Raw genomic sequence first — 26,188 nt, 5'->3', positions numbered from 1 at the left:
CCACCGAGGTGGCCGCGGCCCTCCTCAATCGGCGGGTTCCCCCGGGCCTGCGGCGTGCTCACCGCCACCGGCCGCCTCCTCGGACAACATTTGAGATCTGTCTGCCTGACGGGTCGCCGCGCCGGAACGACCTCAAGAGAACGCGGTCTCCGCGAAGGAGAGCCCTCCACGCTCGCTGTGCGAGAGGACAAGCCGCTGCGAAACCTGAGGCGCCTGCCGTAGGTACTGGTGGAAGCCGGTAGCCCGGAACTTGAGCTCGAACGAGTGTCCTTCGATGTGCCACTGCGGGCCACCGCGGCTGTCCTCCGGGGTCGAGCATCGAAGGTGGTCAATGTCCAGCCTCAAGGCCGTCCACTTGAACTCGAGGTCGCCCTCGAGGTCCCAGACGTCAGCCGGACGGCGTGCGTGTGACCGGCTGACCCTCAGCGCGATGCCGGGCAGGACGCCCGCCCGTGAGGAAGTCTCGTGCATGACGCACGATGTCAGCCGCGATCTGCTCTCTCGACCGTCAAGCACTTGGCTACAGTCCCTGGTAGTGACGCGCCAGGCCGTCGACGATGGCCTGGACCTCCTCAACGCTGATTTCGTCCAGGCTGGCTGTCTCCGTATACCCCTTGTACCGCATGGACTTTTTGGCGATCCGGGTCGCCGCTCCGAGCGCACGCACTGCCTCCCCAGTCGCGGCTTCCACGGCGGTGGCAATCGCACCGACGGCGAAGGCCCACTGTCCTCCCCTGCGATCGAAGCCCTGACGGGCGTGTTCCTGCAGGCGGTTCTCGATGTCGTTGGCCTTGCCCCACTTCACGAAGCGCACTGCGTCGTTGACGACAAGATAGACGTGCGCCGGCTCATTCTGATTGAAGCCGTAGTCGGCGCATTGCGTGCAACCGCCTTGCCCGCGGCGGATGTCAGCCAGGCGGGGACCGGGACGAAGCACGGTTTTGCACCGCATGCACGTGCACGGCCAGTTGAGCCGCCCGTTGCCCGGATAGGGAACATCCGGGTGGAGCTTGGCATCCACCATGCTTTTCACAGCCTCGATCTCGCTCAAGCGACGTGAAGCCGCCTGACGGATGCGACCGCACCGCATGCAGACATGCCCGAGCCGCTTGATGACGCTGTACGTCGTCCTCCCGCCCCGGTGATGACAGATCGCGCATTCGAGCTGCCACGGGTCGTCCGCGCCGGTATACGGGGCGAGAGGAATGAGGCTGTTGGCAAGGGCGAACCTGGCGGCGACCTCGCCGTCTCCTCGGTTGCTGTCACCTATCCGGTCTCGCTTGCATCGCTGGTTACACACCCCAACGCCCTCGCGCATCGCGTTCGAGTACGTCGGATAGACCAGCGCGCCGCACCGGATGCAGATGCACTCGATCGGTAGTCCGTTGTTCGCGTAATCGCCGACGACGATGACACCCTTCGCCTCCATGTCACGAACGACATCTGCGAGGGGCAGACGCAACGATTCCTGCACCTTCTTGACCCCACATGGTTTGCACGGACCTTGCCGCTTGGCGTTGGTCAATGAGGGCCGACACGGCTGCTTGCAGTCCTGGCAGGTGCCGCGCCATGGGGCATCGACCGATCCGGGGTAGGGCTCGGTCGGGTTCATGCCGTAGGTGACCATTCGATCCCGCGCGACCTCGGCGTTGAGCCGCGCTGCCACGGCGCCCCCTCATGTCTACCCATCAGTGGTCAACGCGAGAGCATGACAGAAGGGTCCGACAATCGGTGTGAGACCCGGAGCTGATACGCCTTTGGCGATCACAATATGTCACCAACGGGCTGGGTCCCTCATGGAAGTCGCGACAGTTGATACGCGAGCCCACCAGTAGAGCCCGCAGTACCAAAGGTCAGCACCGTCTGGAGACGGCCCCGCTCTCCCGTCCTCCCGAGCCCTGAGGGATCCTTGCCCCGTGCTTACAGTGCAAATGAACGATGCGGCGGCAGCCCTCCTCGGCGCATGGACAGGACTCGCACCGACGCAACCACCGCAGGGGCTGACAGCCGGCCTCCGTCATCTCACAGCCAACGGAATCGCTATCCACGGGGACGCCGTGGTGCTGACCGATACCGTCCCTCACCTGCACGACACTGGGCCCGGGGGCTTCATCGACCTCACCGCGTGGGAGTGCAGCTTCAACAGCTTCCACCTTGAGGATTTCGTGCCCGTGACTGTTGAAGTCCTGGACGGTGGCGAGCCGGTCATAGCCGAGGCCGATCAGAGGCTGTTGCTGACCCACGGCCTCACGCTGGCCTTGCACATCTGCAATCTCGGCTGTGCACTCGAACCGCCACTACCGATCCGATGCATCGTCAGCGCGGGCACTACCAACGGGACCTTTCGCTTCCACCGCATCCGCGCAGGCCAGCACTGGCACCATCCGGACCTGGACGCGTACACGCTGGAAAAGATGATCGTCATCGACACCAGCTTGCCGAGCTCCTGACCCGGGCCGACGGAGTCTCACTTGGAGTCAGCGCCAGCGCCGATGCCGGCGGAGCCCGCGAAGTGCTCGCCCTTGCGTTCGGACTGCCGCAGGCAGCTGCCATCGTAGTGGCCCCACCGAGGTTTCCTCCGCCTCCGCTGAGCCATGCTGTGCACAACGCAGAGACCCTGGCACTAACGATGCCGTGAAGATGCGCAGAAACCCCCGCCGTTAACCGGAGGGGGTTTCTGCGACCAACTTCGCCATGCCTGTCAAGAGCCGCAGATCTACAGCCTTCGACAGTGATTAGACGCCCTTGACCTGCGACAGAAAGATCCTGCCGCTATTTCTCAAATCCTTCGACTTCCTGTTCAATGGAACTTGCGAATCTGCACCATCCCAACACCTCGTCCTTCCAGTACTGGGGATCGGAACCTCCGGCAAGATCCTCGCCCGCCCATTGCTCCCACTTTCCGGAGCTCCCAAGAAATTGCCCCGATGACTCGACTCCCAGCCTTTCCTCAATCACCATGAGGGCCCCAAGCGCCCACGGCTGGACGCTCCTGCAGCTGAGGTCACTCAAGGAGTGCGTCAAATAGTCGACAAGGACTTCTGCGTCCCCCGGAGCCGAAAACCTGGCGAGCGAGAAGCACAGGCCCTTGCCCACATGACGCTCTCTGCGCCCTGCCAGGCGGGCAGAGATCGCCTGGCGCATGAAAATGCGCCCGCCAAACCCAGCGAGCCATGCTGCCGTGAGGCACTCTCGCCAATCACCGTCGAACAGGGTCGCCAACGTTTCATCGGTCATCCCTCGGACATCACGCAGCATGGCGATGCCGAACGCCGTGCGCAGGTCAGGCCGTAGGCGCATGAAACTACCCGAGAGAAGCTTCTTGTACCTGCCGCCCGGGAGACAGTACTGCTCGAACAGCAAATCATGCGCGGCAGCATTGAATTCAGGCTTCATCGAACCCCACCTCTCAAGTGCAATCCCAGTGCCGTGCCAACGAATCAAGGCTGCGTGAAGTCCCCCCATTCGCAGCTTACTTCACAACCATCAACCGGGTCGCGAATCAGGATTTCAAGTTCCTCGAGTCCACGCTGGCCAGCGACAGTCATCCTGCTCTGACTGATCGACGAGTACGGGATGCGAAGCACCAAGGCACCACTACTGCCGAACTCTTCAGAGAATTCTCGCGCCGTTTCCAGGTCCGGCGACCAGGAGGTGAAGACGCTCTCCGTGTCACTTCCCTGATGGGCATACGGATCGTCATGGCCGCCCAGGGGTTCCGCCCGGCCGGCCTTGGCCTCTTCAAGCTTGAAGTGGTTGTTCGTGATTCCCCGGTACAGGTACTCGCCATCTGAGTCTCCGAGCAGCTGCGCCCGCTTGACAACATCGTCCGGTGTCGGATCCCCGTCGCAGTTGTGCACCAGCACCGGCGTCATCCCTGCCAGCACATAGTACGTGTGGTACTGAGCAACCGTCAGGTTGTAGCGGTTCGCCTCGCCCGGGGTGATCCGGACCTCGGCGACCTGGACCGGGTGACCGTTGGCGGTGGCGAGGGCGTCACCGATGGGGAGCTTGCCGGCGGGGATCCAGGCGTGGGTGGTGGCGTCGTAGAACGGGTGGTTGTCGGTGGTGTGGACGGTGGTCCGGCTGCCGTCGGCGGCCAGGACGACCAGGTCGACCAGGTTGTCGTCGAGCTTGAATCCGGTCGCGGTGACCGGCTCGGCGCCCTTGGCGGCTGCGGTGGTGGGGTCGGCCGTCTGGACCTGGTCGCCGACCTTGATGTCACCGATCGGCTTGGTCGAGCCGTCCCCGAGCAGGACCGGCGTGTCGGGAGAGAAGCTGCAGGTGGTCTTGCCCGTCCCGGACGATGTCGGCTCCGCGCCACCGCCGCCGCCGGTCTTCGGACCGTCGCTGCTGGTCTTCGGACCACCGCCTCCCCCACCGCCACCGGTGTCACCCGACCCGGTGTCACCGCCGCCGGTGCCCGGCTGGGTCGCCGCGGGGTCGGTGGTGGGCTTCGGATCGGGCGTGGTCGTGACCGGGTCGGTGCGGTCGAGGGCTGCGAGCTCCTTCTCCACCCGTGCGGCGTGCGCCGCGTCCAGCGCTGTGTCAGCAACAGCGTCCTTGGTGGCCGCCCGCCAGATGAACTTGCCGAGGCGGGCGACGATCCCGTCGGCCTTCACCGTGTCGGCTTCCAGGCCCATCGGGGTGAGCAGGGTGGCCGCGTCGATGCCCATCGAGCCGATCTTGACGTCTTCGGTGTCGGTGCCCCAGTTCTTCTCCGACCAGTGGTCCCACGAGCCGGCGAAGTCGGTGTCGTTCTTGCCGGGCTCGTTCGTCAGGGAGTCGAGGGTCGAGGCGGCGTTGTGGATGACGCAGGAGATCCAGAAGTGCTCCTCCGTCGGGACCGGGCCGCCGGGGTCGCCACCGCCGCCGTCACCCACGGCGTCCGACAGCAGACCGGACGGGTCGCTGTGGGTGGTGGGGTTGTTGCCGGCGTAGGTGTAGCCGCCCATCTGGTTGGGGTCGCCGAGCTCCAGGAGCGGGTCGGCGGTGAGGAAGCGGCCGAGGGCGGGGTCGTACTGGCGGGCGCCGAGGAGGCTGAGGCCGGTGGTGGTGTCGGTGGGTCGGCCCAGGTAGCCGTGGTTGTCCGCCCAACCGGCCGGGGCGGTGCCGCGCGGGCTGCCGTAGGGGTCGAAGGAGCGGCGGGTGATGGCCAGCGACCGGGCGTCGACCTGGAGCTGGGCGGTGCCCTGGGTGGTGGTGGGCTGGTAGGTGACGGTGCCGCTGCTGGAGCGGACGATCACCGTCCCGTCGGGGTTGGTGTAGTAGCGCAGGCCGCTGACGGTGGTTCCGGTCAGGGTGAGCTGCTCGGCGCCGCCGAAGAGGTAGAGCGTGGTGCTGCTGGGGCCGCGCTGGATGAGCAGGCTGCCGGCCGCGTCGTAGAGGTAGCCGGTGGTCTGCGGGTAGCTGACTCCGGCGGCGGTGGTGACCGAGGCCGTGCGGCCTTCGGCGTCGTAGGTGAAGGACTGGTTGGTGGCCGTCGCCCCGGTGGTGGTGCGTCCGGTGGTGTTTCCGGCCGGGTCGTAGGTGGGGGTCTGGGTGGTGCTGCCGGCCGGTCCGGTGGTGGTGATGCCGGAGACGGTGTGGGGCTGGGTCCCGTTGGTGGGGTAGGCCAGCGTCTGGGTGGTGTTGTTGGCGGTGTTGCCGGTCAGGTCGTGCTTGACCTGCTGGGTGCGGTCACCGAGCAGGTTGTAGCTGTAGGTCTGCCAGTACGGGGCCGGCCCGCCGATGGTCGCAGGGGTCGGCGAGGTGCTGGTGCACTTCGACAGCTGCCCCGCGGTCGCCGTGGTCTGGCCGGCCGTGTCGGTCCAGGCGGTGGCCAGGCGGTCCAGGCCGTCGTACTGGAAGCACTGGGTGTCGAAGGCCTGGTCGGCGCCGCCCGAGGACTGCAGCTCGCTGCTGGTGGTGAGGTTGCCGACCTGGTCGTAGCCGAGCGTGGTCGAGGAGATCGGGTTGGTCGAGGCGGTCTGGATGCTGACCCGGTTGGTCGCCGGCCGACCGGTGGCGTCGTCGTAGGTCTGCGCGGTGCGCAGCTGCTTGCCGAGCGCCCCGTAGGTGGACTGCAGCACCTGGCCCAGCGGGCTGTAGGACGCCAGGTCGAGGTACGGCGTGGAGTCCGAGCCGGTCGAGACCAGCCCGCCCTGCAGGTTGTACCCGTAGCCGATGTCCTCGTAGGGCAGCCCGCCGTCGGTGCCGTAGATGCTGTCGGACTGCAGTCCGGTGTTCGGCGTGTACTGCGCCGACATGCTGTACGTACCGGCCAGCTTGCCCTCCGCCGCCGGGATGGTGATCGTCGTCCCGGTGGGCTGGTAGGCCGTGTTGTAGCCGGCGACCGCCTGCGTGTACGCGCTGCCCGCGGCCCCGCCGACGTAGCGGGTGGCGGAGGTCGGGTAGCCCTTGGCGAGGGTGTCGTAGGTGTACGAGCTCAGCAGCTTGGTGCTGTCGGCGGTGCTGGTGCCGGCGTACTCGCCGGTCTTGCGGCTCAGCTGGTCGTAGGTGTACGAGAGGCTCTGCTGCCGGGCGTCGGTAGTGCTCGCGGTGCGGCCCAGCGCGTCGTACGTGGTGCTGGAGGTGCCCGTGTCCGGGTCGCTCTGCGAGGTGATCCGGCCCTGGAGGTCGTAGCTGTAGCTCCAGGTGTTGCCCGCGGTGTCCTTGGCACTCGCCAGCCGACCGGCCGGGGTGTAGCTGTAACTGGTCGTCACGTCCCCGAGGCCGCTGCCGCCGTGCGAGACCTTCGACGTGGTCTCGCCGAGCGCGTTGGTGAAGACCGAGACCGGGGTCCCACCGGACGGCGGGGTGCTGTCGGTCTCGTCGGAACCCGGGTAGGCGGCGGTCGAGGTCCACAGCGCAGCGGCCTTGCTGTACAGCGTCGCGGCGGTGCTGCGGCCCTGCCCGTCGTAGGTCGCCACCGTCTCGGACGGGACGGTGTTCTCCTGCTCGACGAAGAGCGTCGTGCCGGGCGCGGTGGTGGTGTCCACGAACGGGGCGGTGCTCGAGTGCACCCAGCCGTGGCTGTCGTAGTGGGTCGAGGAGATCAGGCGGCCCGCACTGTTGTCGGCAGTGGTGGACTGGGTCTGGCGGGTCTGCAGGAAGCCGTCGTAGATCCCGACGACGGTGCTGTAGGAGCCGTCCTCGCGCAGCGTCTGCGTGGTCACCGTGGACGGGTCCGGGGTGCTGCCCGCGCCGTGGACGGCGTAGGAGAACAGCTTGTCCGCGGTCTGGGTGGCCTTGTTCCGGCCGGGCAGCCAGCTCGCGGTGCGGCGGCCGAGTGCGTCGTAGCTGCTGTCGGTGACACGGCCGTTGACGTCCACCGCATGGGTGGTCAGGCCGCGGGCCGCGGCCAGGGTGCTGCTCGCGGTCCAGCCGACCGGGTTGACGGTGCTGACCGCGGTGGGCAGCGTGCCGGTCGCCGGGGCGTAACTCGTCGTGGTCGCCGAGCCCGCGGCGTCCAGGGACTTCACGACGCGGCCGTAGTGGTCGAAGCTCACGGCGCCGAGGGTCTGGAAGACCGGGTTGCCGGAACCGTCGTGGCTCTGCACCGCCTGGCTGGCGGTCACCATGCCCAGCGTGGCGCCGTTGGCCCCCAGCTGACCGAGGGTGCCGGGGTTGGTGACGGAGCCGTCGCCGTCGTAGAAGACCCGCTTGTCGTTCAGGGTCGTGGTGCTGCTCGCGGCCGTGCCGCAGGCGCCGGAGACCGTGACGGCCTCGCTCTGGTACGACAACATCATCGGGTTCGACGCCGGGGCGTTCGCGTAGCTCGTGGTGGTGCAGCTCTCCTGCGACGGGACCGCGAGGTCGCCCTTGTCGTCCACCTGGTAGGGGCGGCCGAGGCTGTCGTAGGCCGTGTTGACCTGGGTGGTGCGCCAACTGCCGTTCGCCAGCAGGGACAGCGAGCGCTCCGAGCCGGACTGGGTGCGGCGGGCCGTCAGGTCCGGCAGGGTGGACAGCGCCGGGGCCGGGGTCTTGGACGTCCAGGCCGTGCGGGCGCTGCTGACCACGACGGTGGTCCCCGGCACGGCCGTGAGCACCTTGGTGTTGGCGGTGCCGCCGGCCTGGGTGTAGCCGTCGACCTCCTGCGGCATCCCCGCCAGCCAGTTGCTGTCGGTGCTGCCCTCACCCAGGGAGTCGGCCAGGCTGACGGACCGTTGGGTGCCGTCGGCCTTGTAGTCGCCGTCCATGCCCTGGAAGTAGTTCACCACGCTCTGGGTGATCGGGTCCGGGGCCGCGCCGGCCGTGGTGGTGACGGTGCGGTAGCCGCGGAAGTCGTTCCAGGTGCGGTACTGGTCGTCCGTCAGGTCACTGTCGTCGCGGTGCCAGGCCGCGCCGCCACTGTAGGTGTAATTGGTCACCTTGGCGGGCGAGCCGGCCTTGGTGGCGTCGTTGTCCGAGACCTGGGCGACGAGCGTCTTGTTGAACCAGTCGTTGATCGGCGTCACGCCGCCGGGCGTGGTCCAGTAGACGTTGAAGCAGGCCATCGTGTCGGAGTCCGGCGAGGCCGGCATGTGGTTGCTCACCCGCGAGCACTCGGGCGCCCGGTACGTGACGGCGATCGACTCGCCGGTCTCCGTCTGCAGGCTGGAGATGCGCGGGTGGTACAGCGGCGGCGCCGCCGGCGTGAGCCCGTCGACCCGGTTGTCCGTCTCGATGCCGGTGAACGTCACCGGGTCGAGTGTGATGCTGCCGGAGCCGCCCGCGGAGGTGTCCAGACCGGTGTGCTGGATCTGCGAGAGCCACATCACCGACTGCAGCGCACCGGCGTCGGCCGGATCCACGGTCTTGCCCGTGACCGGGTCAACACTGCCGCCGGCGTCCGAGAACAGGTGGCTCAGCGCGTAGGAGTCCACGTTCTGCCAGGCCGTGCCGACCTTGACCGAGGTGGTGATGGTCTGCAGCCGGTAGCTGGACCAGAAGGTCGGCGAGGCGATCTGGCACACGTTGCTGCCGGTGCCCGAGGTCGCCATCCCCGAGGTGCAGTTGAGGTCGTACGGGGTGTCCGGCCAGTTCGGCGCCGTCGTGGTGTTCAGGGTGGCGCAGGTGGTCGGGTCCTTGGTGCAGCGCTGGGCGGTGCTGAAGACCACCTTCGCCGCCGGGTCGCGTCCCGCCTGCTCGTCCGCGAGCTGGTACCCGTAGGAGATCTGGGTCAGGTAGCCGCCACGGGTGTAGGCGGTCATCGCGCCGCCGGAGCCGTTGGCCTGGCCGGCGCCCATGTTGTACCAGTTGGCCTCGTTGTTCCAGTCGTACCGCTGCACGTTGCCCTGCGGGTCGACGACGAAGTCCAGGTTGAACCGCCAGCCCGGCTCGGCCGCGCACTGCGACGCGTTGCCCTTGCTGCTGCTGTAGCAGGGGTCTCCCGACTTGGGCATGTAGACCGGCACACCCCAGGCCGAGTTGGTCGCCGGGTCCGAGGTGGTGCCCGGCGCGTGGTTCAGGCCCAGGTAGTACTGCGTGCCGTCGGTCGTGGTGACCTTGAAGTACTCGCCGTTCCACAGGCCGTTCGACGCACCCGTCAGGTCCTCGACCTTGGTGCCGTCGTCACCCTGCAGGTGGTAGATACCGCTGCCGTCGCGCACCAGCTGCCCGGTGTGCGCGCCCAGCGAGAGGGTCGCGTTCCAGCCGGCCCAGCACTCGTCGGCCGAGTTGCTGATCCCGTCGTTGGCACAGGACTTGTACGAACGCTCAATGAACCCGGGCGCGTAGTCCCACCCGTCGCCGATCCACGAGGACTGCGCGTTGCGCGCCGAGGTCTCCCCGTCCACCGACTGCGAGTTGTACGAGAGCGCGACCTGCGGTGCCGCGCCTCCCAGCGACGGCGGCACCTGGATCGGGAACCCGTAGGTGAACGCCCCGGAGGAGGACTGGGCCCACGAACCCGAGGCCGACAGCGACGTCGCCCCGTAGTTGCCCTGCGAGCCGCTGGTGCCGGCCACCGCCGCCACCGCGGTCGTCGAGGACGAGGCCGCGGCCGTCGCCACCGGTACGGCCTGCGCCCCCGACACCAGTGCAGCCGGAACCACGGCCCGGTGGGACGCTCCGCCACTCGGGAGTGCCGCCGGTGCGGTCGCCGAGCCCGGCAGCGAGACCGTCGCGGTCAGCTTGTTCGAGACCACGTCATTGGTCGTCGCCAGCGGCTGCTGGGTCCGGCACTCGGCCAGCTGGGGCGTCGTCAGCGCACAGGCCGGCATGGCCACCAGGTGCAGGCGCGAGGCCCAACCACCGCCGTACGCCTGGGCGATCGAGGAGTAGTCCACCGACACCGACACCTTGCCGGGCTCGGCCGACCCGTCCGCCCGGGACAGGCCCACCAGCAGGCCGTCCACGCCTGCGGCACTCGCCCCGGCATGATCGGCCGTCACGGCCTGCACGGCGGCAGGTGTGCCGGCCGGCACGGCGGCCCCGGCCTCCTGCTGCGCCGCGTTGCCGGCCGCCGCGGGCGCGGCCGCGGCCACCGAGACCGGCGCACCGCCGGCCGGGGCGGCGGACGCGTGTCCGCCCGCACCCGTCGTCAAGGTGCTGGTCGAGGCCGCCGGCCACTGCGGGACAGCGGGCGTGTGCGTCTTCAGCGCCCGCGATCCCTTGGGCTCCGGCGCTGCGCCCGGCTTGGCCGATCCGGTGACCGGGTGCCCCAGGACCTTCGGCTGGGCCGGCAGCGGATCGGCCGCCCACAGCTTGCCCTTGTAGTGGTAACCGCCGACCACCGCATCGGCGCCGGCGATCGGCACCATCAGGGACAGCGCCGCCACGGTGGCGGTGGCGACCACGGCCTGCCGTCGCCACCGCCTCCCCCGGACAGCGGAAAGCCAGCTTCTGTTAGCGCGCACCAACATTCCCCCAAGTTCTGCGACCCGACAGGTCGTCATTCAGCGGACCGTGAAGGCATCCCGGTCCGCGCGGACCCTATGGCCCGCCAGATCGCACAGCAATGCCCAAACTCCCGATATCGGGCACCATTTGATCGCATCTCACACACACGGGCGGGCGCGAACCCGGGTGAAGTTGATCTTTCGGGCGCCCGATCACCTCTGGTGACGGACGTGCAGCCGTGTCCGAACCTCCAGCCTCATGAAGGTTTTTCCCACCTTTTAGGATCGGGCGAGCAGGCTGTGCACGCCCCGTCACCGACCCCACGAGCCCCCTGGGGGCCCGGGACCCCGGTGCCGCACCAGCAGCGCGGCCCCGCCCCCCGACCGGCGACGGGGCTCGGTCCGCTGCTCGCCTACTCGCCGGTCAGGCCGTCGGTCAGCTCGCGGACGATGTCCAGGTGGCCCGCGTGGCGGGCGTACTCCTGCAGGACGTGGAAGAGGATCCAGCCCAGCGTGGGCCGCGGGGTGCCGTCGTCCGGGAATCGGCCGCCGGGCGCGGCCACGGTGGTCAGGGCGGTGCCGGTGACCACGGTTCGGGTGTGCGCGCCGCCCGCGTCCAGGGCGGCGAGCAGGTCGGCGGCGCGCTCGTCCGGCCCGACCAGCCACCGGCCGTCCGGTCCCCGGTCGCCCCACGGCGCGGGTACCTGCTCGGCCGGGAAGCCCCAGCGCAGCCAGCGCTGCTCCATGTACACGAGGTGCTTGAGGAGTTCGAGCGCGCTCCACCCGGACGGCACCAGGGCCACGCGCGCCTGTTCGTCGGAGAGGCCCTCGATCTTGGCCCGCACCGCCGACCGGTAGTAGTCGAGGTAGTCCAGCAACAGGGTGGCCGGATCGGAGAGCTGCTGGTCCGGCTCGGGCAGATAGGTCGTCATGGCCGAGAGTCTGCCATTCGGACCCGCCCGGCCCGGTCCCCGCCGACGGTCCGGTGACGGGTGGTCAGAACGCCCGGTTCCGGGTCCCGTCCGCGTCCAGCATGCGCAGGGCGTCGACGGCCGCCGGGGACAGCTCGGACTCGCGCAGGTCCGCCAGGGGCAGCCAGACGGCCGCGTCCGTGGAGCCGTCGACCTCGGTCACCTCGGGGGCGCCGGCCCGCAGGGTGACCAGGTAGAACAGCGCGGTGAGGTGCCAGCGCACGCCGAGCCGCTCGACGTCGTAGCTGCGCGCGTCGAGCAGCCGGGCGGTGGCCAGCTGCAGGCCGGTCTCCTCCAGGAGTTCGCGGGTCAGCGCCTGCACCGGTTGCTCGCCGGGGTCGATCCCGCCGCCGGGCAGGTGCCACCGCCCCGGCGGGAAGACCGGCGAGGCCTCCGCCAGCCGGGCCAGCAGCATCCGTCCGTCGTCCACCACGATGGCGTACGCCGACACCCTGGTCCGCACGCAGGTCTCCACGGCGCCTGTCCCTCCCCGGTTCGATCGTCCGGGAACGACTGTAGCCCCGTCAGGTGCGACTGTGCGCCCGGGTGTGCTCGGCCCAGTCGACGATCTGCATCGCCGCGCCGGCGGCCTCCTTCCCCTGGCAGCGGGCGTGGTGGCGGCGGGCGATGCCGTCCAGGTCGAGGTGGCGGCCGAAAGCGGGGTGGCCGGCCAGCCGGCGGGCGTAGGCCCACAGCCAGGGGTGCTCGGCGATCCGGTGCACGGCACCGGCGTCCAGGTGCCAACGGTGCACGGTGTCCAACTGCACCAGGGTCACCCAGAGTTCGACGTCCGCCAGGGTCAACTCCTCGCCCAGCAGGTACGGGTGGGCCGCCAGTCGGTGTTCGACCGCGGACAGCCCGTCCAGCAGGGTGCGCAGCGCCGCCGCGCGCTCGGCCGGATCGGCGTCGGCCCGCCCCGCCCGCTGGGCCGGCTCGTTGATGCTGCGCGCGCACAGCTGCTCGACCGCCTCGATCGCGCCGGCGGCCGCGCCCGGGTGCAGGTCGGGCCCGGGGAACCGGTGGACCAGGTCGGTGAGGATCTCGGTGGGCTCGGTGCTGACGATGCGTCCGCTCCAGCTGTCGCTGAGCACCGGCGGCCGGGCCGCGCCGCGGTGCTGGTGCGAACTCGCCTCGTACAGCGGGCGCAGTGCCAGGTACCCGGCGTCGCCGGCGTCCGGCAGCGCCGGGAGCACGGTGACCGGGAGGGTGTCGTCGAGGCCGAGCAGGCTGTGGGTGACGGCGATCCGCAGCGAGTCCGGACAGGAGAGCACCAGGTGGAGCCGGTAGCGGTGCGGCACGGGGTAGTAGCCGCTGCGGTCGTCGCGGCCGATCCGGCCGCGCAGGGAGGGGACGGCGGACGGGAACGAGGCGGACATGAGTCTCCCAGGCTTCGGACGTGCGCGGGCGCGCGCACGCCACGGGCGGGCAGGCGGGGGATGGGGACGGGAGTCGGCAGGTGGCGGGCGGGGGCCCGGCGGGCCGGGCGGCCGGCCGTGGCGTCACCCGCGGGGGCTGATCGCCGGGCCGGACGCGGCGGCGGTCACGCCATGCTGCTGCACACCCGCTGCAGGTCGATGTGGCGACGGCTCGTCAGCACGGGGAGCAGCCGGACAGCGTGAGCCACGCCCTCGGCCACCGGCTCCGCCTGCTTCACGGCTCTCCCGCCCACGCTCGGGGATTCCTGCTCCGGAGTCTCACCGCAGTTCCGGCTCCCGTCAAGGGTGCCCGCACCTGTCGACGGGGCGTCAACTCACCCGGCGCAGGGGTGCTCGCAGGTGTCACCGGTCCCCCGGGCCACCGCCGGGCCACCCCGGAACCGTCCCCGGACCGCAACGACCGCCGACCCCGGGGCCGGAACGCGCGGAGCGCGGGCGGACCGGTCGGGTCCGCCCGCGCCACGGGACCGGGGCGGGTCAGCGGGGACTCACCGTCCGCGCCGCGCTCCCCCGCTGCCGACGGCCGCCCCCTTCCGGCTCAGTGCCAGGCGGGCGTACGCGCGCACGTCCGCGTCCGGGTCGGCCAGTCGGTCGCGCAGGGCGGCGGTCACGGTCGGGTCGGCGGCGGTGGCGGTCAGGGCGCGGACGGCGGCCTTGCGGACGTCGGCCTCGGGGTCGGCGAGCAGGCCGAGCAGCGGTGGCAGCCGGTCGGCGGCGGCCAGCGCGGCCGCCGCGGCCTTGCGGACCTGCCAGGCCCCGTCCGTCGTGGCGGCCGAGACGGCGAGCGCGGCCAGGGCGGGCGGGCAGCCGATCCCGGCCGCGCCGGTCAGGGCGGCGGCCCGCACCAGGGGGTCGGCGTCCCCGGCGAGCCGGACCAGGGCCGGCGCGGCGGCGGGGTCGGCGACGGTGCCCAGTCCCTCGCCGACTGCGACCCGCACCTCGCGGGCCGGGTCCCCGGCGGCGCCCGCCAGCGGCGCGACGGCGTTCAGCGAGACCAGTCCGTGCACCGCCTGCAGGCGGACCGGGACCGCCGGGTCGGCCAGCCCGGCGCCGAACAGCGCCGCGGAGCCGGTCCGCAGGGCGCGGGCCAGGTCCAGCACGCCCGCCCGCACCACCGGGTCCGGCGAGGCGGCGGCGTCGCCCAGCGGCAGGGCCGGGTCCAGCACCTCGACCAGTTCGCGCAGCCCGGCGACGGCGGCGGCCCGCACCGCCGCGTCCGGGTCCGCGAGCGCTCCGGCGAGCAGTGCGCCGGTGCCGGCGGGCGCGGCCTCGGTGAGCACCGCCAGCGCGGCGCGCCGCACCCGGGCGTCCTCGTCCGCCAGGAACGGGGCCAGCTGCTCGGGCGTCGGCTCGGTCAGCCGCAGCAGCTCGCGCAGCCGCGGCGGGCCGGGCACGGCACCGGCCGCCGTGTCCCGGGCCGCCCGCGCGGACCCGCCGGTGCGGCCGACCACCATCGCCGCGACCTCGCCGAGCACGGTCACCGGGAGGTCGGGCGGCTCCAGCCCGTCCACCGGCACCAGGTAGGGGGCGACCGGGCGGGTGAGGAACTCCATCCCGCCGGTCGCGTTCTTGCGCAGGTTGAGGTGGCTGAACCAGCGCCGGTCGTCCCGCGCCGGGTGGTCGACGCGCTCGTGGTAGAGGCCCCAGCGGCTCTCGGTGCGGGCCAGCGAGGCGCGGGCGGCCATCTCGGCGCAGTCCCGGATGAAGTCGACCTCGACGGCGCGCATCAGCTCGTGCGGGGTGCGGGCGCCCATCGCCGCGATCTCGCCGCGCATCCGCTCGAAGTGGTCCAGGGCCACCGAGAGCCGGGCGCCGGTCTTGGGCGGGGCGACGTAGTCGTTGACGAAGCGCCGCAGCTTGTACTCGACCTGCGGCTGCGGCGGCCCGTCGGGGTTGCGCAGCGGGCGGTAGACGAGGTCGTGGGCAGCGGCGACCTGGTCCGCGGGCAGCTCGGCGCGCTCGGCGGGCAGGTGGTGCGCGGCGTGGCGGCCGGCCAGGTCGCCGAAGACGAAGGCGCCGATCATGTAGTTGTGCGGGACGCAGGCCAGGTCGCCCGCGGCGTACAGGCCGGGCACGGTGGTGGCGGCGTTCTCGTCCACCCACACCCCGCTGGCCGAGTGGCCGCCGCACAGCCCGATCTCGGAGATGTGCATCTCCACGTCGTGGGTGCGGTAGTCGTGGCCGCGCCCGGCGTGGAAGGTGCCCCGGGTGGGCCGTTCGGTGGTGTGCAGGATGGTCTCCAGCGCCTGCACCGTCTCCTCGGGCAGGTGGGTGGTGCGCAGGTAGACCGGGCCCCGGTCGGAGTGGAGCTCGGCCGCGAACTCGGCCATCATCCGCCCCGACCAGTAGTCGGAGTCGACGAACCGCTCGCCCAGCCGGTTGACCTGGTAGCCGCCGAACGGGTTGGCCACGTACGCGCAGGCGGGGCCGTTGTAGTCCTTGATCAGCGGGTTGATCTGGAAGCACTCGATCCCGCTCAGCTCCGCGCCCGCGTGGTACGCCATCGCGTAGCCGTCCCCGGCGTTGGTCGGGTTCTCGTAGGTGCCGTAGAGGTAGCCGCTGGCGGGCAGGCCGAGCCGACCGCACGGGCCGGTGGCGAGCACCACCGCGCCGGCCCGCACCGTGACGAACTCGCCGCTGCGGGTGTCGAACCCGGCGGCGCCGACCGCCCGGCCGCCGGCGGTGAGCACCCGCACCGGCATCACCCGGTTCTCGATGGTGACCCGCTCGCGCATCCGGCGCTCCCGCAGCACCCGGTAGAGCACCTTCTTGACGTCCTTGCCCTCCGGCATCGGCAGCACGTAGCTGCCCGAGCGGTGGACCTGGCGCACCTGGTAGTCGCCGTACTCGTCCTTCTCGAACTTCACGCCGTACCGCTCCAGCCGCTGCACCATGGCGAAGCCGCGGGTGGCGGTCTGCCGGACGGTGCGCTGGTCGACGATGCCGTCGTTGGCGCGGGTGATCTCGGCGACGTAGTCGTCCGGCTCGGCCCGGCCGGGGACAACGGCGTTGTTGACGCCGTCCATGCCCATCGCCAGCGCGCCCGAGTGCCGCACGTGCGCCTTCTCCAGCAGCAGCACCCGGGCTCCGGCCTCCGCCGCGCTGATCGCGGCCATCGAGCCGGCGGTGCCGCCGCCGACCACCAGCACGTCGCAGTCCAGCTGTCGCGCCCGGTCGGGGTCGGGGATCTTCATGGGCGGTGCACCTTTCCCGAAAGCGTGTCACGTGGGGTGTCCGGCAGGGCGCCGAGCCGGGCGAGCAGCCGCTCGCGCAGCGCGCGCACGGCCGGCTCGGCGCGCGCGGCGGCCTCGCGCGGGTGCGGCACGTCGTGCACGGCCGCCGTGGTCCCGCCGCCCAGCACGGCGACCCGGTCGCCGAGCAGCAGCGCCTCGTCCACGTCGTGGGTGACGAAGACGACCGTGCAGCGCTCCTTCTCCCAGACGGTGATGAGGAGCTGCTGCATCGCGGCGCGGGTCTGCGGGTCGAGCGCGCCGAACGGCTCGTCCATCAGCACCGCGCGCGGCGCGCCGACCAGGGCCCGGGCGAGCTGGACCCGCTGGCGCTGGCCGCCGGAGAGCTCGCGCGGCAGCCGCCGCTCCAGCCCGGCCAGGCCCACCCGGTGCAGCCAGCCGTCCACCGGGGCGCGCCGCTCGGACCGGGGCACGCCCCGCAGGGCGAGCGGCAGTTCGACGTTGCGGCGGACCGTGCGCCAGGGCAGCAGGGCGTCCTCCTGGAAGACCAGCGCCCGCTGGGCGTCGGGGCCGCGCAGCGGCCGCCCGTCGGCCAGCAGCTCGCCGCCGACCGGCGGCAGCAGCCCGGCCAGGGCCCGCAGCAGGGTGGACTTGCCGCCGCCGGAGGGGCCGAGCACCGCCAGCACCTCGCCGGGCTCGACCTCCAGGTCGACGCCGGTCAGCACCGGCTGCCCGGCGTGCGCGAGGGCCAGTCCGCGCGCCGTCAGTCGCAGGCTCATCCGCCGGCCCCCGCCCGCACCGGGCGCCCGGCCCGCGGCCGCTGCCCGCCCGCGGGCGGCAGCCAGGCCGTCAGCCGGCGCCCGACCAGTTCGACCGCGCCGGAGGTGGCCCACCCGAGCAGCCCGATGGTGGCCATCCCGACGAAGACGCCGGGGTAGTCGAGCACCGTGTAGGCCGACCAGGTCCGGTAGCCGACGCCGAACTGCCCGGAGACCATCTCGGCGGAGATCACGCAGATCCAGGCGACCCCGATCCCCACCGAGAGCCCGCCGACCACCCCGGGCAGCGCGCCCGGCAGCACCACGGTCCACAGCACCCGCCACCGCCCGCCGCCGAGCGTGCGCACGGCTTCCTCCCACACCGGCGGCACCGCCCGCACCGCGTGCCGGGTGGCGACCACGACCGGGAAGAAGGCCGCGACGAAGGTGATGAACACGATCCCCTGCTCGTTCTCCGGGAACAGCATGATCGCCACCGGCACCAGCGCGATCGCCGGGATCGGCCGGACCACCTCCAGCACCGGCTCCAGCAGGTCGCCGGCCCACCGGGAGCGGGCGGTCAGCACGCCGACCGCCACCCCGAGCACCGCCGCCAGCACGAAGCCGCTGCCGATCCGCCGCAGGCTGTCCGCCAGGTCCTGCCAGTACTGCCCGGTCCCGAGCTGCTGCCAGAGCGCCGCGCCGACCTGGCCCGCCGTCGGCAGGTGGTCGAACCGCAGCCACAGCCGCACCCGCTGCGCGGTCAGCAGCTGCCACAGGCCGACGAACCCGACCAGCGCACCCGCCCGCACCGCTCGCCGACGCACCGTCACGACGCCGCCACCGCTTCCTGGAAGCTCAACGGCCGGGCACCCGGGTGGGCGGACCGGTAGGCCCGCGCGCCGTCCTCGGTGGTGAAGGGCAGCAGCGCCGGTCCGTCCTGCACCCACTGGTCCTTGTCCGCGAACCACCTGGTCCCGGTCGCGGCGTCCGGCACGTAGGCCGCCCGGACCTTCCTGCCGCTGGTCTTCAGCGCGCGCAGCAGGCAGCCGGGGTCGGCCGCGGGCTGGGTGCTGTCCGCACCGTCGAACCAGATCTCGCCCGCCAGCTCCGGGTCGGTCACCGGGCGCCCGCAGACCGGGTCGGTCCCGCTGATCCGGGCCGGTTCGACGGCCGGCAGGGCGGCCCTGGCCAGGTACGAGGGGTCGACGAACGCGTCCAGGTCGAGCGCCTTGAGCACGCCGACCGACTTCAGGAACGGGACGTCCTGGCGCAGGGCGTCCAGCAGGCGGGGGTCCAGCGGGGTGGCGAAGGTGGCGATGCCGTCCGGGCCGTTGTAGAGGTGCACCACCTCCGGGGCCAGGCCGGTCACCTCGGCCACCGTGCGGCTGGCCTCCAGCGGGTGCGCGTTGAGGTACGCGGTGGCGTCGGACTGGGCCTTGAGGAAGGCGTCGACGACCTCGGGGTGCTCGGTGCCGTACTTCTGCCGGATCACCACGCCGTGCAGGGTGGGCCGGCCCAGCGCGGCGCCGTCGTACAGCAGGCGGCCGTCGCCGGCGAAGACCGCCGCGCCGGGCCAGGCGACGAACTGGGCCAGCGCGTCCACGGTGCCGGCCTTGAGCGCGGAGGCCCCGACGGCGGGCTGCTGGTTCTCCTTGTGGATGTCCCCCGCCGCGACGCCCGCCTTCGCCAGCGCCTGGATCAGGGTGCCGTCGGCGGCCGAGCCGACCGAGGTGGAGACCTTGCGGCCCTTGAGGTCGGCCAGCGTGTGCGCGGGCGAGGCGGTCGGCACCACCACGCCGTTGAGCGCGCCGAGCAGGTTGTAGCCGGTCACCGAGACCAGCCGGGTGCCCGGACCGCCGGCCTCCTGGGCGCGCGAGCCGTTGATCAGCAGCGGGTAGTCCCCCATCGAGCCGATGTCGACCTTGTCGGCGAGCATCTGCGCCGTGATCGGGGCGCCGGAGTCGTAGTCCTGCCAGCTGACCTTGTAGTGCTTGCCGTCCTGCCGGCCCAGGGCGGCGAGGCGCTGTTCGAAGTAGCCCCGGGCGCGCAGCAGGGTGCCGGCGGTGACGGTGTTGATGGTCTTGGACTGGTAGCCGACCACCACCTCGACGGTGCCGCCGGCGGCACTCGCCGAGCTGCAGGCCGTGGCGGCCGTCAGGACGGCGGCGGCGAGCAGTCTGCTGCACTGCTTCTGGACGTTGGTCATCTGACGGTTCCTCACCGGAGCAGGTAGGGCATGTTGACGGTGACCGCCCCGGTGGGGCAGCGGGCGGCGCACGGGCCGCAGTACCAGCACTCGTCCACGTGCATGGTGGCCTTGCCGGTGTCCGGGTCGATGGCCAGCGAGTCGAGCGGGCACACCTCGACGCAGAGCGTGCAGCCGTCGATGCAGAGCGAGGCGTCGATGGTCACGGGCACGTCGGACCGGTGGTCGGCGAGCGCCATGGCGGGCTCCTCAGGGGACGTCGCGCAGCAACCGGCCCTGCATGGTGATCCGGTCGCCGCGGAAGCGGATGTACTCCAGGTCGACGGGTCGGCCGTCGGCCAGGGTGGTGAGCCGCTCCAGCATCAGCAGGGCGGCGCCGTGCGGGACTTCCAGCACGGCGGCGGAGTGCGGGTCGGCGCTGACCGCCTCCAGGGTGATGTCGGCCCGGCCGAGCGGCTGCCCGGCGATCTCCTCGATCAGCCGGAAGATGTCGCGGTGGGCCAGGTCGGCGGCGTCCAGTTCGGCGCCGATGTCGGGCGCCAGGTAGGTCAGGTCGAGCGAGAGCGGCAGCCCGTTCAGCCGGCGCAGCCGCTCCACGTAGACCACGTCGGCCCCCTGCGGCAGGCCGAACCGCCGGGCGACCGGGCCCGGCGCGCGGACCGGTCCGAACGCGCGGACCTCGTTGACCACCTCGCCGTGCTCGCGCAGCGTCTCGGCGAGCCCCTTGAGCCGGTCCAGCCCGTGCGGCACCTTGTCCGCGACCACCAGCGTCCCCGAGCCCGGGACCCGGCGCACCAGGCCTTCGCCGCGCAGCAGGTCGAGCGCTTCCCGGACGGTGTTCCGGGACGCGCCGAACTCACCGGCCAACTGCTCCTCGTGGGGCAGCGGGCCGTCGCCGAACGCCTCGCTCAGCACCTGCTGCCGCAGCACGTCCGCCACCTGCCGGGCCCGGTCGGCGCGCAGTCGGCGGGTGCCGGGTCGGACGGTGTTCTCGCTGGTCATCGGCGCTGCTCCGGGCGTCGGCGGCTGGTTCGACGAGAACCCTAGGGCCAGTGCGGGCGTTCTCCCGTTGCGACCGCATTACGCCATCTGACACTCCGTCAGCACCACGCTGACCTGCGAGGCCGCGGCTGCGGCCGGCCGCCGTGCCACCGGCCCGCCGTCCCGGCGGCCACCGGGGCGGCCCCGGCCCGGTGGCCGTGCCGTCGGTCGGCGTGCCCCGGCCCGACCGGTTCCGGCGCGTGACGGCCGCACCCGCGGAGGTGACCGGCCGCCGCCGACCGACGGGCACCCGGGACCGGCCGCGCGCATGCTGGGAGCAGGGAGCCGACTCGCCGGGCCGTGCGCGCGAGCGAGCGAGTGAACGAGGGAGTGTCGCGGTGCCGTCGCAGCTGTCCGGAGCCCACGGGGGCAGTTCCGCGCTCGACGGCGTGGCCGCACTGCTGCTGTCCCCCGACGGCACCGTCACCTGGTGGTCGCGGGCCGCGACCGAGCTGCTCGGCTGGGACGGCGCGCAGGTGCTGGGCCGGCCGGCCGCCGAGCTGCTGGGCCTGGCGCTCCCCGTCGACGGCGCCGCCGCGGTCCGGCTGCGCCACCGCGCCGGACACCTGGTGGCGGCCGAGGTCCGCGCCCTGGACGCCGGCCCCGCGCCCGGCACCGTGCTGCTCCTGCTCCCCGGCACCGGGACGCAGGGCTGGGAGCAGGACTCCGCGCTCTCCCGCACCCTGCTGCACCAGGACCGGATCGCCATCGCCGAGCTCGACCGGGAGCTGCGGATCGTCCGCACCAACACCGCCTTCGACGCCCTGCGACCGGCCGGGGCCTCCGAGGACTGGTTCGGCGCCCTGACCGCCACCGACGGCACCGGGAGCGTGCGCGAGCTGCTGGCCGAGGTGGCCGGGACGGGCCGCACGGTGGTCGGCGTGACCTACCGCTGCACCGAGCCGGGCACCGACCTGACCCTGTCGCTCACCTGCTTCCGGCTGGAGGACCCGCCCGGCACGCCGGTGGGCGTGGCGGTCGCGGCGACCGACGTGCCGGAACAGCGCCGGGCGGCGCTGCGCACGGCCGAGGCGTACCGCCGCACCACCGAGCTCGGCGGCTCGCTCGACGTGGTGGCCGCCGCGCGGGAGCTGGTCGAGGTGCTGGTGCCGACCCTGGGCGAGCTGGCCAGCGTGGACCTGCCCGACTACGTGCTGCAGGGCCAGGACCCGCCGCTCGGCTACCCGGGCGCGATCGCCTCCGCGCCGCGCCGGGTGGCCGCGAAGTCCGCCGACGGCCACTGGCCGCTCCCGCTGGTGCAGGTGGGCGAGCCGGTGCCGGTGATGCCCGAGCTGCCCGAGACCGCGGCGATCGCGGTGGGCGGGGTGATCCGCTACGACCGGGAGGCGGGCCTGCGGATGCTCGGGCACGACCCCGTCCTGCTGGCCCGGCTGATGCCCGAGCGGATGCGCACCGCGCTCGGCTGCCCGCTCTACCACCGCAGTCGGCTCTTCGGCTTCGTGCTGGTCTACCGCACCCGCGACGAGGCGCCGTTCGACCACAACGACACCACCCTGCTGCAGGACCTGTGCCACCGCACCGCCGTGGCGCTGGACAACGCCTTCCGCTACACCCGCGAGCACCAGACCGCGGTCGTGCTGCAGCGCAGCCTGCTGCCGCCGGCGGCCACCGAGAGCACCGCCTGCGAGACCGCGGGCGCCTACCTGCCGGCCGGCGGCAGCCCGAGCGTGGGCGGCGACTGGTACGACGCCTTCCCGCTCTCCTCGGCGCGGACGGCGCTGGTCATCGGGGACGTGATCGGGCACGGGCTGGCCGCCACGGCCACCATGGCCCGGCTGCGCACCGCGGTGCAGACGCTGGCCGAGCTCGACCTGCCGCCGGACGAGCTGCTGACCCGGCTGGACGACCTGGTGACCCGGATCGGGGCCGAGGCCGACCAGCCGGACACCGTCGGCGCCTCCTGCCTGTTCGCGGTGTACGACCCGGTGCGCCGCGAGCTGCAGGCCGCCAGCGCCGGCCATCCGCCGCCCGCGGTGGTGCTGCCGGACGGCGCGGCGGAGTTCCTGCCGGTGGTGCCCGGACCGCCGCTCGGCGTGGGCGACAACCCGTTCGAGGTCTGCCGGGTCACCCTGCCGCCCGGCAGCGTGCTGGCCCTGTTCACCAACGGGCTGGTCGGCCGGGACCTGGACACCGGGATGCCGCGGCTGCTCACCGTGCTGGGCGAGGTCTGCCGGCCGGGGCAGAAGCTGGACGACCTCGGGGCCGAGGTCCTCGGCCGGCACCCCGCGGCGGAGCGGCCGGACGACGACGTGACGCTGCTGCTCGCCCGCACCCGTTCGGTGCTGGAGCAGGACACCGCGGTCTGGGAGTACCCGGCCGACCTGGCGCAGGTGCAGACCGCCCGCGCCGACGTCACCGCCCAACTGGCCGCCTGGGACTTGGCCGAGCAGGCGTTCGCCACCGAGCTGATGGTCAGTGAGCTGGTCACCAACGCGATCCGGTACGCGGGCGGGCCGGTGGTGCTGCGGCTGATCCGGGCCCGGGCGCTGGTCTGCGAGGTCTCCGACCCGAGCAACACCCAGCCCCGGCTGCGGCGCGCCCTGGACACCGATGAGGGCGGTCGCGGCCTCTTCCTGGTCGCCCAGCTCTCCGACCGCTGGGGCTGCCGCTACGGCGCGAGCGGCAAGACCATCTGGACCGAGCAGGCGCTGCCGACCTGACGGCCCACCGGGCCCGGACCGAGCAGGCGCCGCCGACCCGACGGCCCACCGGGCCCGGACCGAGCAGGCGCCGCCGACCCGACGGCCCACCGGGTCCGACCCGAGCAGGCGCCGCCGACCCGACGGCCCACCGGGCCCGGGCGGCCGTCAGGGCCCGCCCGGATCGGGGTCCCGGGCCAGGGCGAGCAGGATCGCCCTGGCTGCCGCGTCGTTCTGACGGAAGGCCGGGGCGTTGGTCCCGGGGCGGGCGAAGGCCGCCTGGGCCCGGCCGGTGGTGTGCGGACCGAGGGCACGGCGGCGCGGGTGCGGGGCGCCGCCCAGGCTGGGGTCGAGCAGGCGGCCGTCGGCCGGGCTGACCGCGACCAGCCCGGACCGGTGGGTGCCGGTGGCGTCCGTGACCGTTTCCAGCGCGATCTCGCCGGCCCGCAGCAGTCCGCGCAGCACCGGGTCGTCGGTGCGGGCCGTGTCGTGGCGCGGCAGGTGGGCCTCGATCAGCGCGCCGGCCCGCACCCGGTGCCCGGGCACGCTCGGGCTGGTGGCCAGGAAGCTGCCGCTCGCCTCGTCGGCGGTGACCCGCAGGTCCGCGCCGAGGAAGCGCACCACGCCCGCCGCCTCCAGCGCCAGCAGCTGGCGCAGCCGGAAGCCGGGCGGGCCGGAGGCCAGGAAGTTGAAGAAGCCGCTCCACCAGCCGTCGACCTCGCGGGCCAGCGAGCGGGCGCTGAACCGCCCCGCCGCGACCAGGCGCGGCAGCTGGCCGAAGAGCGAGAGCAGGGCCAGGAAGGCGCCCAGGTCGGCACTGTGCCCGGGGTCGTGGCGCCGCTCGGTGTCCTCGGCGACGTACTCCCGCAGGTGCTTGTGCAGGTGGTCGACGGAGTCGAACGCGAGCCCGGCCAGCGGCCGGTCCAGCGCCTCGAAGTCCAGCCGGTCGGCCGGGTCGGGGACCGCCGCGGCCACCAGGAGGGCCAGGGTCGGCGCGTACCAGTCCAGCCGGTCGTAGGCGGCCAGGAAGTCCGGCCAGGGCACGGTGGTGCGCTCGGGGTGGGCGTGGAACAGCTCGTGGTAGTGGCCGAAGCCGATCTCCTTGGCCATCAGCGGCCAGACGTCGCGCCGCAGTTCGAGGGGGTGCGGCCGGGCGAGCAGCTCGTCCACGACGGCGGCGCCGAAGTACCGCGGCAGCGGTGCGGGCGGCCCCTGCAGGCGGTAGCCGGTCTTGGCGTGGTAGGGCACGCCGCGCCGCGAGCCCACGTGCAGCACGGGTTCGCGCCCCGAGGGGTGGTACACCAGCTCGCCGCCCGTCTCCTCGAACCGGCCGCCGCGGCCCTCGGTGAGCAGCGCCATCAGGTCGACGAAGGCCAGCCCGAAGCCGCGCACGATCACCGGCTCGCCCGGGGCGAGCCCGGACAGGTCGACGTCCGAGGTGAACGCGGGCGGCAGGTGGAACAGCCCGTGCCGGGCCGCGAAGTCCGCCATCGCCCGGTGCGGGGCGGGCACCGCCGAGCCCAGGTGGCCCAGGGTCAGCACCACCTGGTCCGCCAGCAGCGTGGTGTTGGTCAGCCGCACCTGCTGCGGGCCGTCCACCGGACCGCTGACCGAGAGCGCGGCGGCCCGGTGGACGGTGACCGTGAGGCGCGGCGGCCGGCGGGCCAGCGTGCGCCGGAACGCCCAGTCCAGGTAGGCGCTCTGCACCCGCCGGGTCGGGAAGTCGGTGGGCGCCAACGCGGCCAGCTCGGCCGCCACCGCGGGGTCCGGCTCGGGCGCGTTGGGCGCGAACTCGGCCGCGTGCGGCGCCCAGTCGGCCAGCGAGGGGCCCGGGTCGACCGGGCCCTCGACGGTCGAGCTCGCGTCCGTGAAGACCGTGACGTCCTCGGCCATCGAATTCATCCGCAGCAGCCCGGACTGCTCGTGCCGCCAGATCCGGCCGCCGCCCGGCGGGTACGGGTCGACCAGGTGCACGTGCAGGCTCCGGTGGGCCGGCAGCAGCGCGGCGTTGGCCACGATCCGTTCCAGCAGCCCGGCGCCGCGCGGCCCGGCGCCGACGATCACCAGGGTGCTCACGCGGCACCGCCGGGGCGCCGGCCGCGCGCGAAGTACCGCTCCAGGTAGTGCTGTCCGACCGCCAGGACGCCGGTGAGCACCAGGTACCACAGGGTCGCCACCAGCAGCAGCGGGATGATCTGGTAGGTCTGGTTGTAGATCAGCTGGACCGAGTAGAGCAGGTCGTGCACCGCGAGCACGCTGACGATGCTGGTGCCCTTGAGCGCGCCGATCAGCATGTTGCCCGCGGCGGGCACGATGGAGCGCATCGCCTGCGGCAGCACGATCCGGCGCAGCACCCGCACCCGCCCGAGCCCGAGTGCCTGGGCCGCCTCCAGCTGGCCGCGTTCGACCGAGAGGATCCCGCCGCGCACCACCTCGGCGGCGAACGCCGCCTCCAGCAGGGTGAGTCCGATCACGGCGGTGACGGTGGGGCCGAGCAGGTTCACCGTCCTCGCGTGCAGCAGCTCCGGCCCGCCGAAGGGCAGCCGCAGGCTCAGCGTCGGGTAGAGCGCGCCGATGTTGAAGAAGAACAGCAGCTGGACCAGCGGCGGGGTCGACCGGAACACCCAGATGTAGGCCCAACTGACCGACTTCAACACCGGATTGGCCGACATCCGGCCGACCGCCAGCAGGGTGCCGAGGACGAAGCCCAGGGCGAGCGTGGCGGCGGTCAGCCAGAGCGTCAGCGCCAGCCCGTCGAGGACGGCGGCCGAGGTGAAGTAGCGTCCGACCACGGCCCATTGGAAGGCGGCGTTGCGGACCAGGGACTGCAGCGCGACCGCCACCAGCAGCAGGACGAGCGCGGCGGCCAGCAGCCGGCCGGGGCGGCGCCGCGCGACGATCGGCGTGCCGGGATCGGGGCCGGGATCGGGAGCGGCGGTGGCGGTGGCGGGCAGGACGTCCTGCGGGGTGGCCATGAGGGCGTTCTCCAGGGCGGCGGGGCGGACACACGGGCTGCCGTCACGGCTCCCGCGCCCCTCAACGCGGCCGGGCCCCGGGCCCGTTGCTCACTCGCTCCGCCCACGATCCTAGGCGGGTCGCGGCGGGCGCTGTCAAGCCGCC

General features: G+C 72.7%; 17 protein-coding genes. 2 read left to right on the top strand and 15 right to left on the bottom strand.

Translation table 11 applies throughout. The annotated features are described in order from the left end of the window. Nucleotides 1-520: 520 nt before the first annotated feature. Nucleotides 521-1,666: a hypothetical protein gene (locus ACFW1A_RS19025; RefSeq protein WP_380410249.1), complete on the bottom strand. Its 1,146-nt coding sequence runs from the start codon at nt 1,664-1,666 to the stop codon at nt 521-523. A gap of 265 nt (nt 1,667-1,931) precedes the next feature. Here ACFW1A_RS19025 and ACFW1A_RS19020 point away from each other — a divergent pair, with 265 nt between their 5' ends. Beyond that, nucleotides 1,932-2,450, top strand: coding sequence for a hypothetical protein (locus ACFW1A_RS19020; RefSeq protein ID WP_380410248.1), 519 nt, complete (start codon nt 1,932-1,934; stop codon nt 2,448-2,450). A gap of 322 nt (nt 2,451-2,772) precedes the next feature. Here ACFW1A_RS19020 and ACFW1A_RS19015 read toward each other — a convergent pair whose 3' ends face one another. The 12 genes from ACFW1A_RS19015 to ACFW1A_RS18960 form a co-directional block, all read right to left on the bottom strand. Then, nucleotides 2,773-3,396, bottom strand: coding sequence for a DUF6000 family protein (locus tag ACFW1A_RS19015; protein ID WP_380410247.1), 624 nt, complete (start codon nt 3,394-3,396; stop codon nt 2,773-2,775). A gap of 44 nt (nt 3,397-3,440) precedes the next feature. Then, a complete protein-coding gene (locus ACFW1A_RS19010) occupies nt 3,441-10,760 on the bottom strand; it encodes a polymorphic toxin-type HINT domain-containing protein (protein WP_380410246.1) in 7,320 nt (2,439 codons plus the stop codon). 455 nt (nt 10,761-11,215) lie between these two features. Then, nucleotides 11,216-11,734 (bottom strand): DinB family protein, encoded by a 519-nt coding sequence (locus ACFW1A_RS19005; RefSeq protein WP_380410245.1) that lies wholly within the window; start codon nt 11,732-11,734, stop codon nt 11,216-11,218. A 64-nt stretch (nt 11,735-11,798) separates the two neighbouring features. Further along, the gene (locus tag ACFW1A_RS19000) at nt 11,799-12,236 is read right to left on the bottom strand and encodes an NUDIX hydrolase (RefSeq protein ID WP_380410244.1); all 438 of its coding nucleotides are present in this window, start codon (nt 12,234-12,236) and stop codon (nt 11,799-11,801) included. A 61-nt stretch (nt 12,237-12,297) separates the two neighbouring features. Further along, nucleotides 12,298-13,149, bottom strand: coding sequence for a glutathione S-transferase C-terminal domain-containing protein (locus ACFW1A_RS18995; RefSeq protein ID WP_380410243.1), 852 nt, complete (start codon nt 13,147-13,149; stop codon nt 12,298-12,300). Between the two features lie 164 nt (nt 13,150-13,313). Next, a complete protein-coding gene (locus ACFW1A_RS18990) occupies nt 13,314-13,442 on the bottom strand; it encodes a putative leader peptide (RefSeq protein WP_380410242.1) in 129 nt (42 codons plus the stop codon). Nucleotides 13,443-13,697: 255 nt separating this feature from the next. Beyond that, nucleotides 13,698-16,403, bottom strand: coding sequence for a fumarate reductase/succinate dehydrogenase flavoprotein subunit (locus ACFW1A_RS18985; RefSeq protein ID WP_380410241.1), 2,706 nt, complete (start codon nt 16,401-16,403; stop codon nt 13,698-13,700). Further along, entirely contained in the window at nt 16,400-17,179 is a 780-nt protein-coding gene (locus ACFW1A_RS18980) for an ABC transporter ATP-binding protein (protein ID WP_380410240.1), read from the bottom strand. The genes ACFW1A_RS18985 and ACFW1A_RS18980 overlap by 4 nt, the downstream gene beginning before the upstream one ends. Further along, nucleotides 17,176-17,991: an ABC transporter permease gene (locus ACFW1A_RS18975; RefSeq protein ID WP_380410239.1), complete on the bottom strand. Its 816-nt coding sequence runs from the start codon at nt 17,989-17,991 to the stop codon at nt 17,176-17,178. Before ACFW1A_RS18975 ends, ACFW1A_RS18980 begins: the two co-directional genes overlap by 4 nt. Then, the gene (locus ACFW1A_RS18970; RefSeq protein ID WP_380410238.1) at nt 17,988-19,367 is read right to left on the bottom strand and encodes an ABC transporter substrate-binding protein; all 1,380 of its coding nucleotides are present in this window, start codon (nt 19,365-19,367) and stop codon (nt 17,988-17,990) included. The genes ACFW1A_RS18975 and ACFW1A_RS18970 overlap by 4 nt, the downstream gene beginning before the upstream one ends. 11 nt (nt 19,368-19,378) lie before the next feature. Beyond that, complete coding sequence (locus tag ACFW1A_RS18965; RefSeq protein ID WP_380410237.1) at nt 19,379-19,606, bottom strand: ferredoxin family protein; 228 nt, start codon at nt 19,604-19,606, stop codon at nt 19,379-19,381. 10 nt (nt 19,607-19,616) lie between these two features. Further along, on the bottom strand, nt 19,617-20,369 hold the full coding sequence (locus tag ACFW1A_RS18960; RefSeq protein ID WP_380410236.1) for a GntR family transcriptional regulator: 753 nt from the start codon (nt 20,367-20,369) through the stop codon (nt 19,617-19,619). A 377-nt stretch (nt 20,370-20,746) separates the two neighbouring features. On the opposite strand from ACFW1A_RS18960, the gene ACFW1A_RS18955 reads away from it, so the two are divergent. Beyond that, on the top strand, nt 20,747-23,089 hold the full coding sequence (locus ACFW1A_RS18955) for a SpoIIE family protein phosphatase (protein WP_380410235.1): 2,343 nt from the start codon (nt 20,747-20,749) through the stop codon (nt 23,087-23,089). Between the two features lie 147 nt (nt 23,090-23,236). Here the strand turns inward: ACFW1A_RS18955 and ACFW1A_RS18950 are convergent, their stop codons facing one another. Next, a complete protein-coding gene (locus tag ACFW1A_RS18950; RefSeq protein ID WP_380410234.1) occupies nt 23,237-25,144 on the bottom strand; it encodes an FAD/NAD(P)-binding protein in 1,908 nt (635 codons plus the stop codon). Next, complete coding sequence (locus tag ACFW1A_RS18945; RefSeq protein WP_380410233.1) at nt 25,141-26,043, bottom strand: amino acid ABC transporter permease; 903 nt, start codon at nt 26,041-26,043, stop codon at nt 25,141-25,143. The genes ACFW1A_RS18950 and ACFW1A_RS18945 overlap by 4 nt, the downstream gene beginning before the upstream one ends. Nucleotides 26,044-26,188 lie beyond the last annotated feature (145 nt).

It is taken from the genome of Kitasatospora sp. NPDC058965 (assembly GCF_042741245.1).
Classification (GTDB): domain Bacteria; phylum Actinomycetota; class Actinomycetes; order Streptomycetales; family Streptomycetaceae; genus Kitasatospora.
The sequence above is the reverse complement of the archived record's forward strand: the minus strand, read 5'-3'. Positions and strand labels throughout refer to the sequence as shown.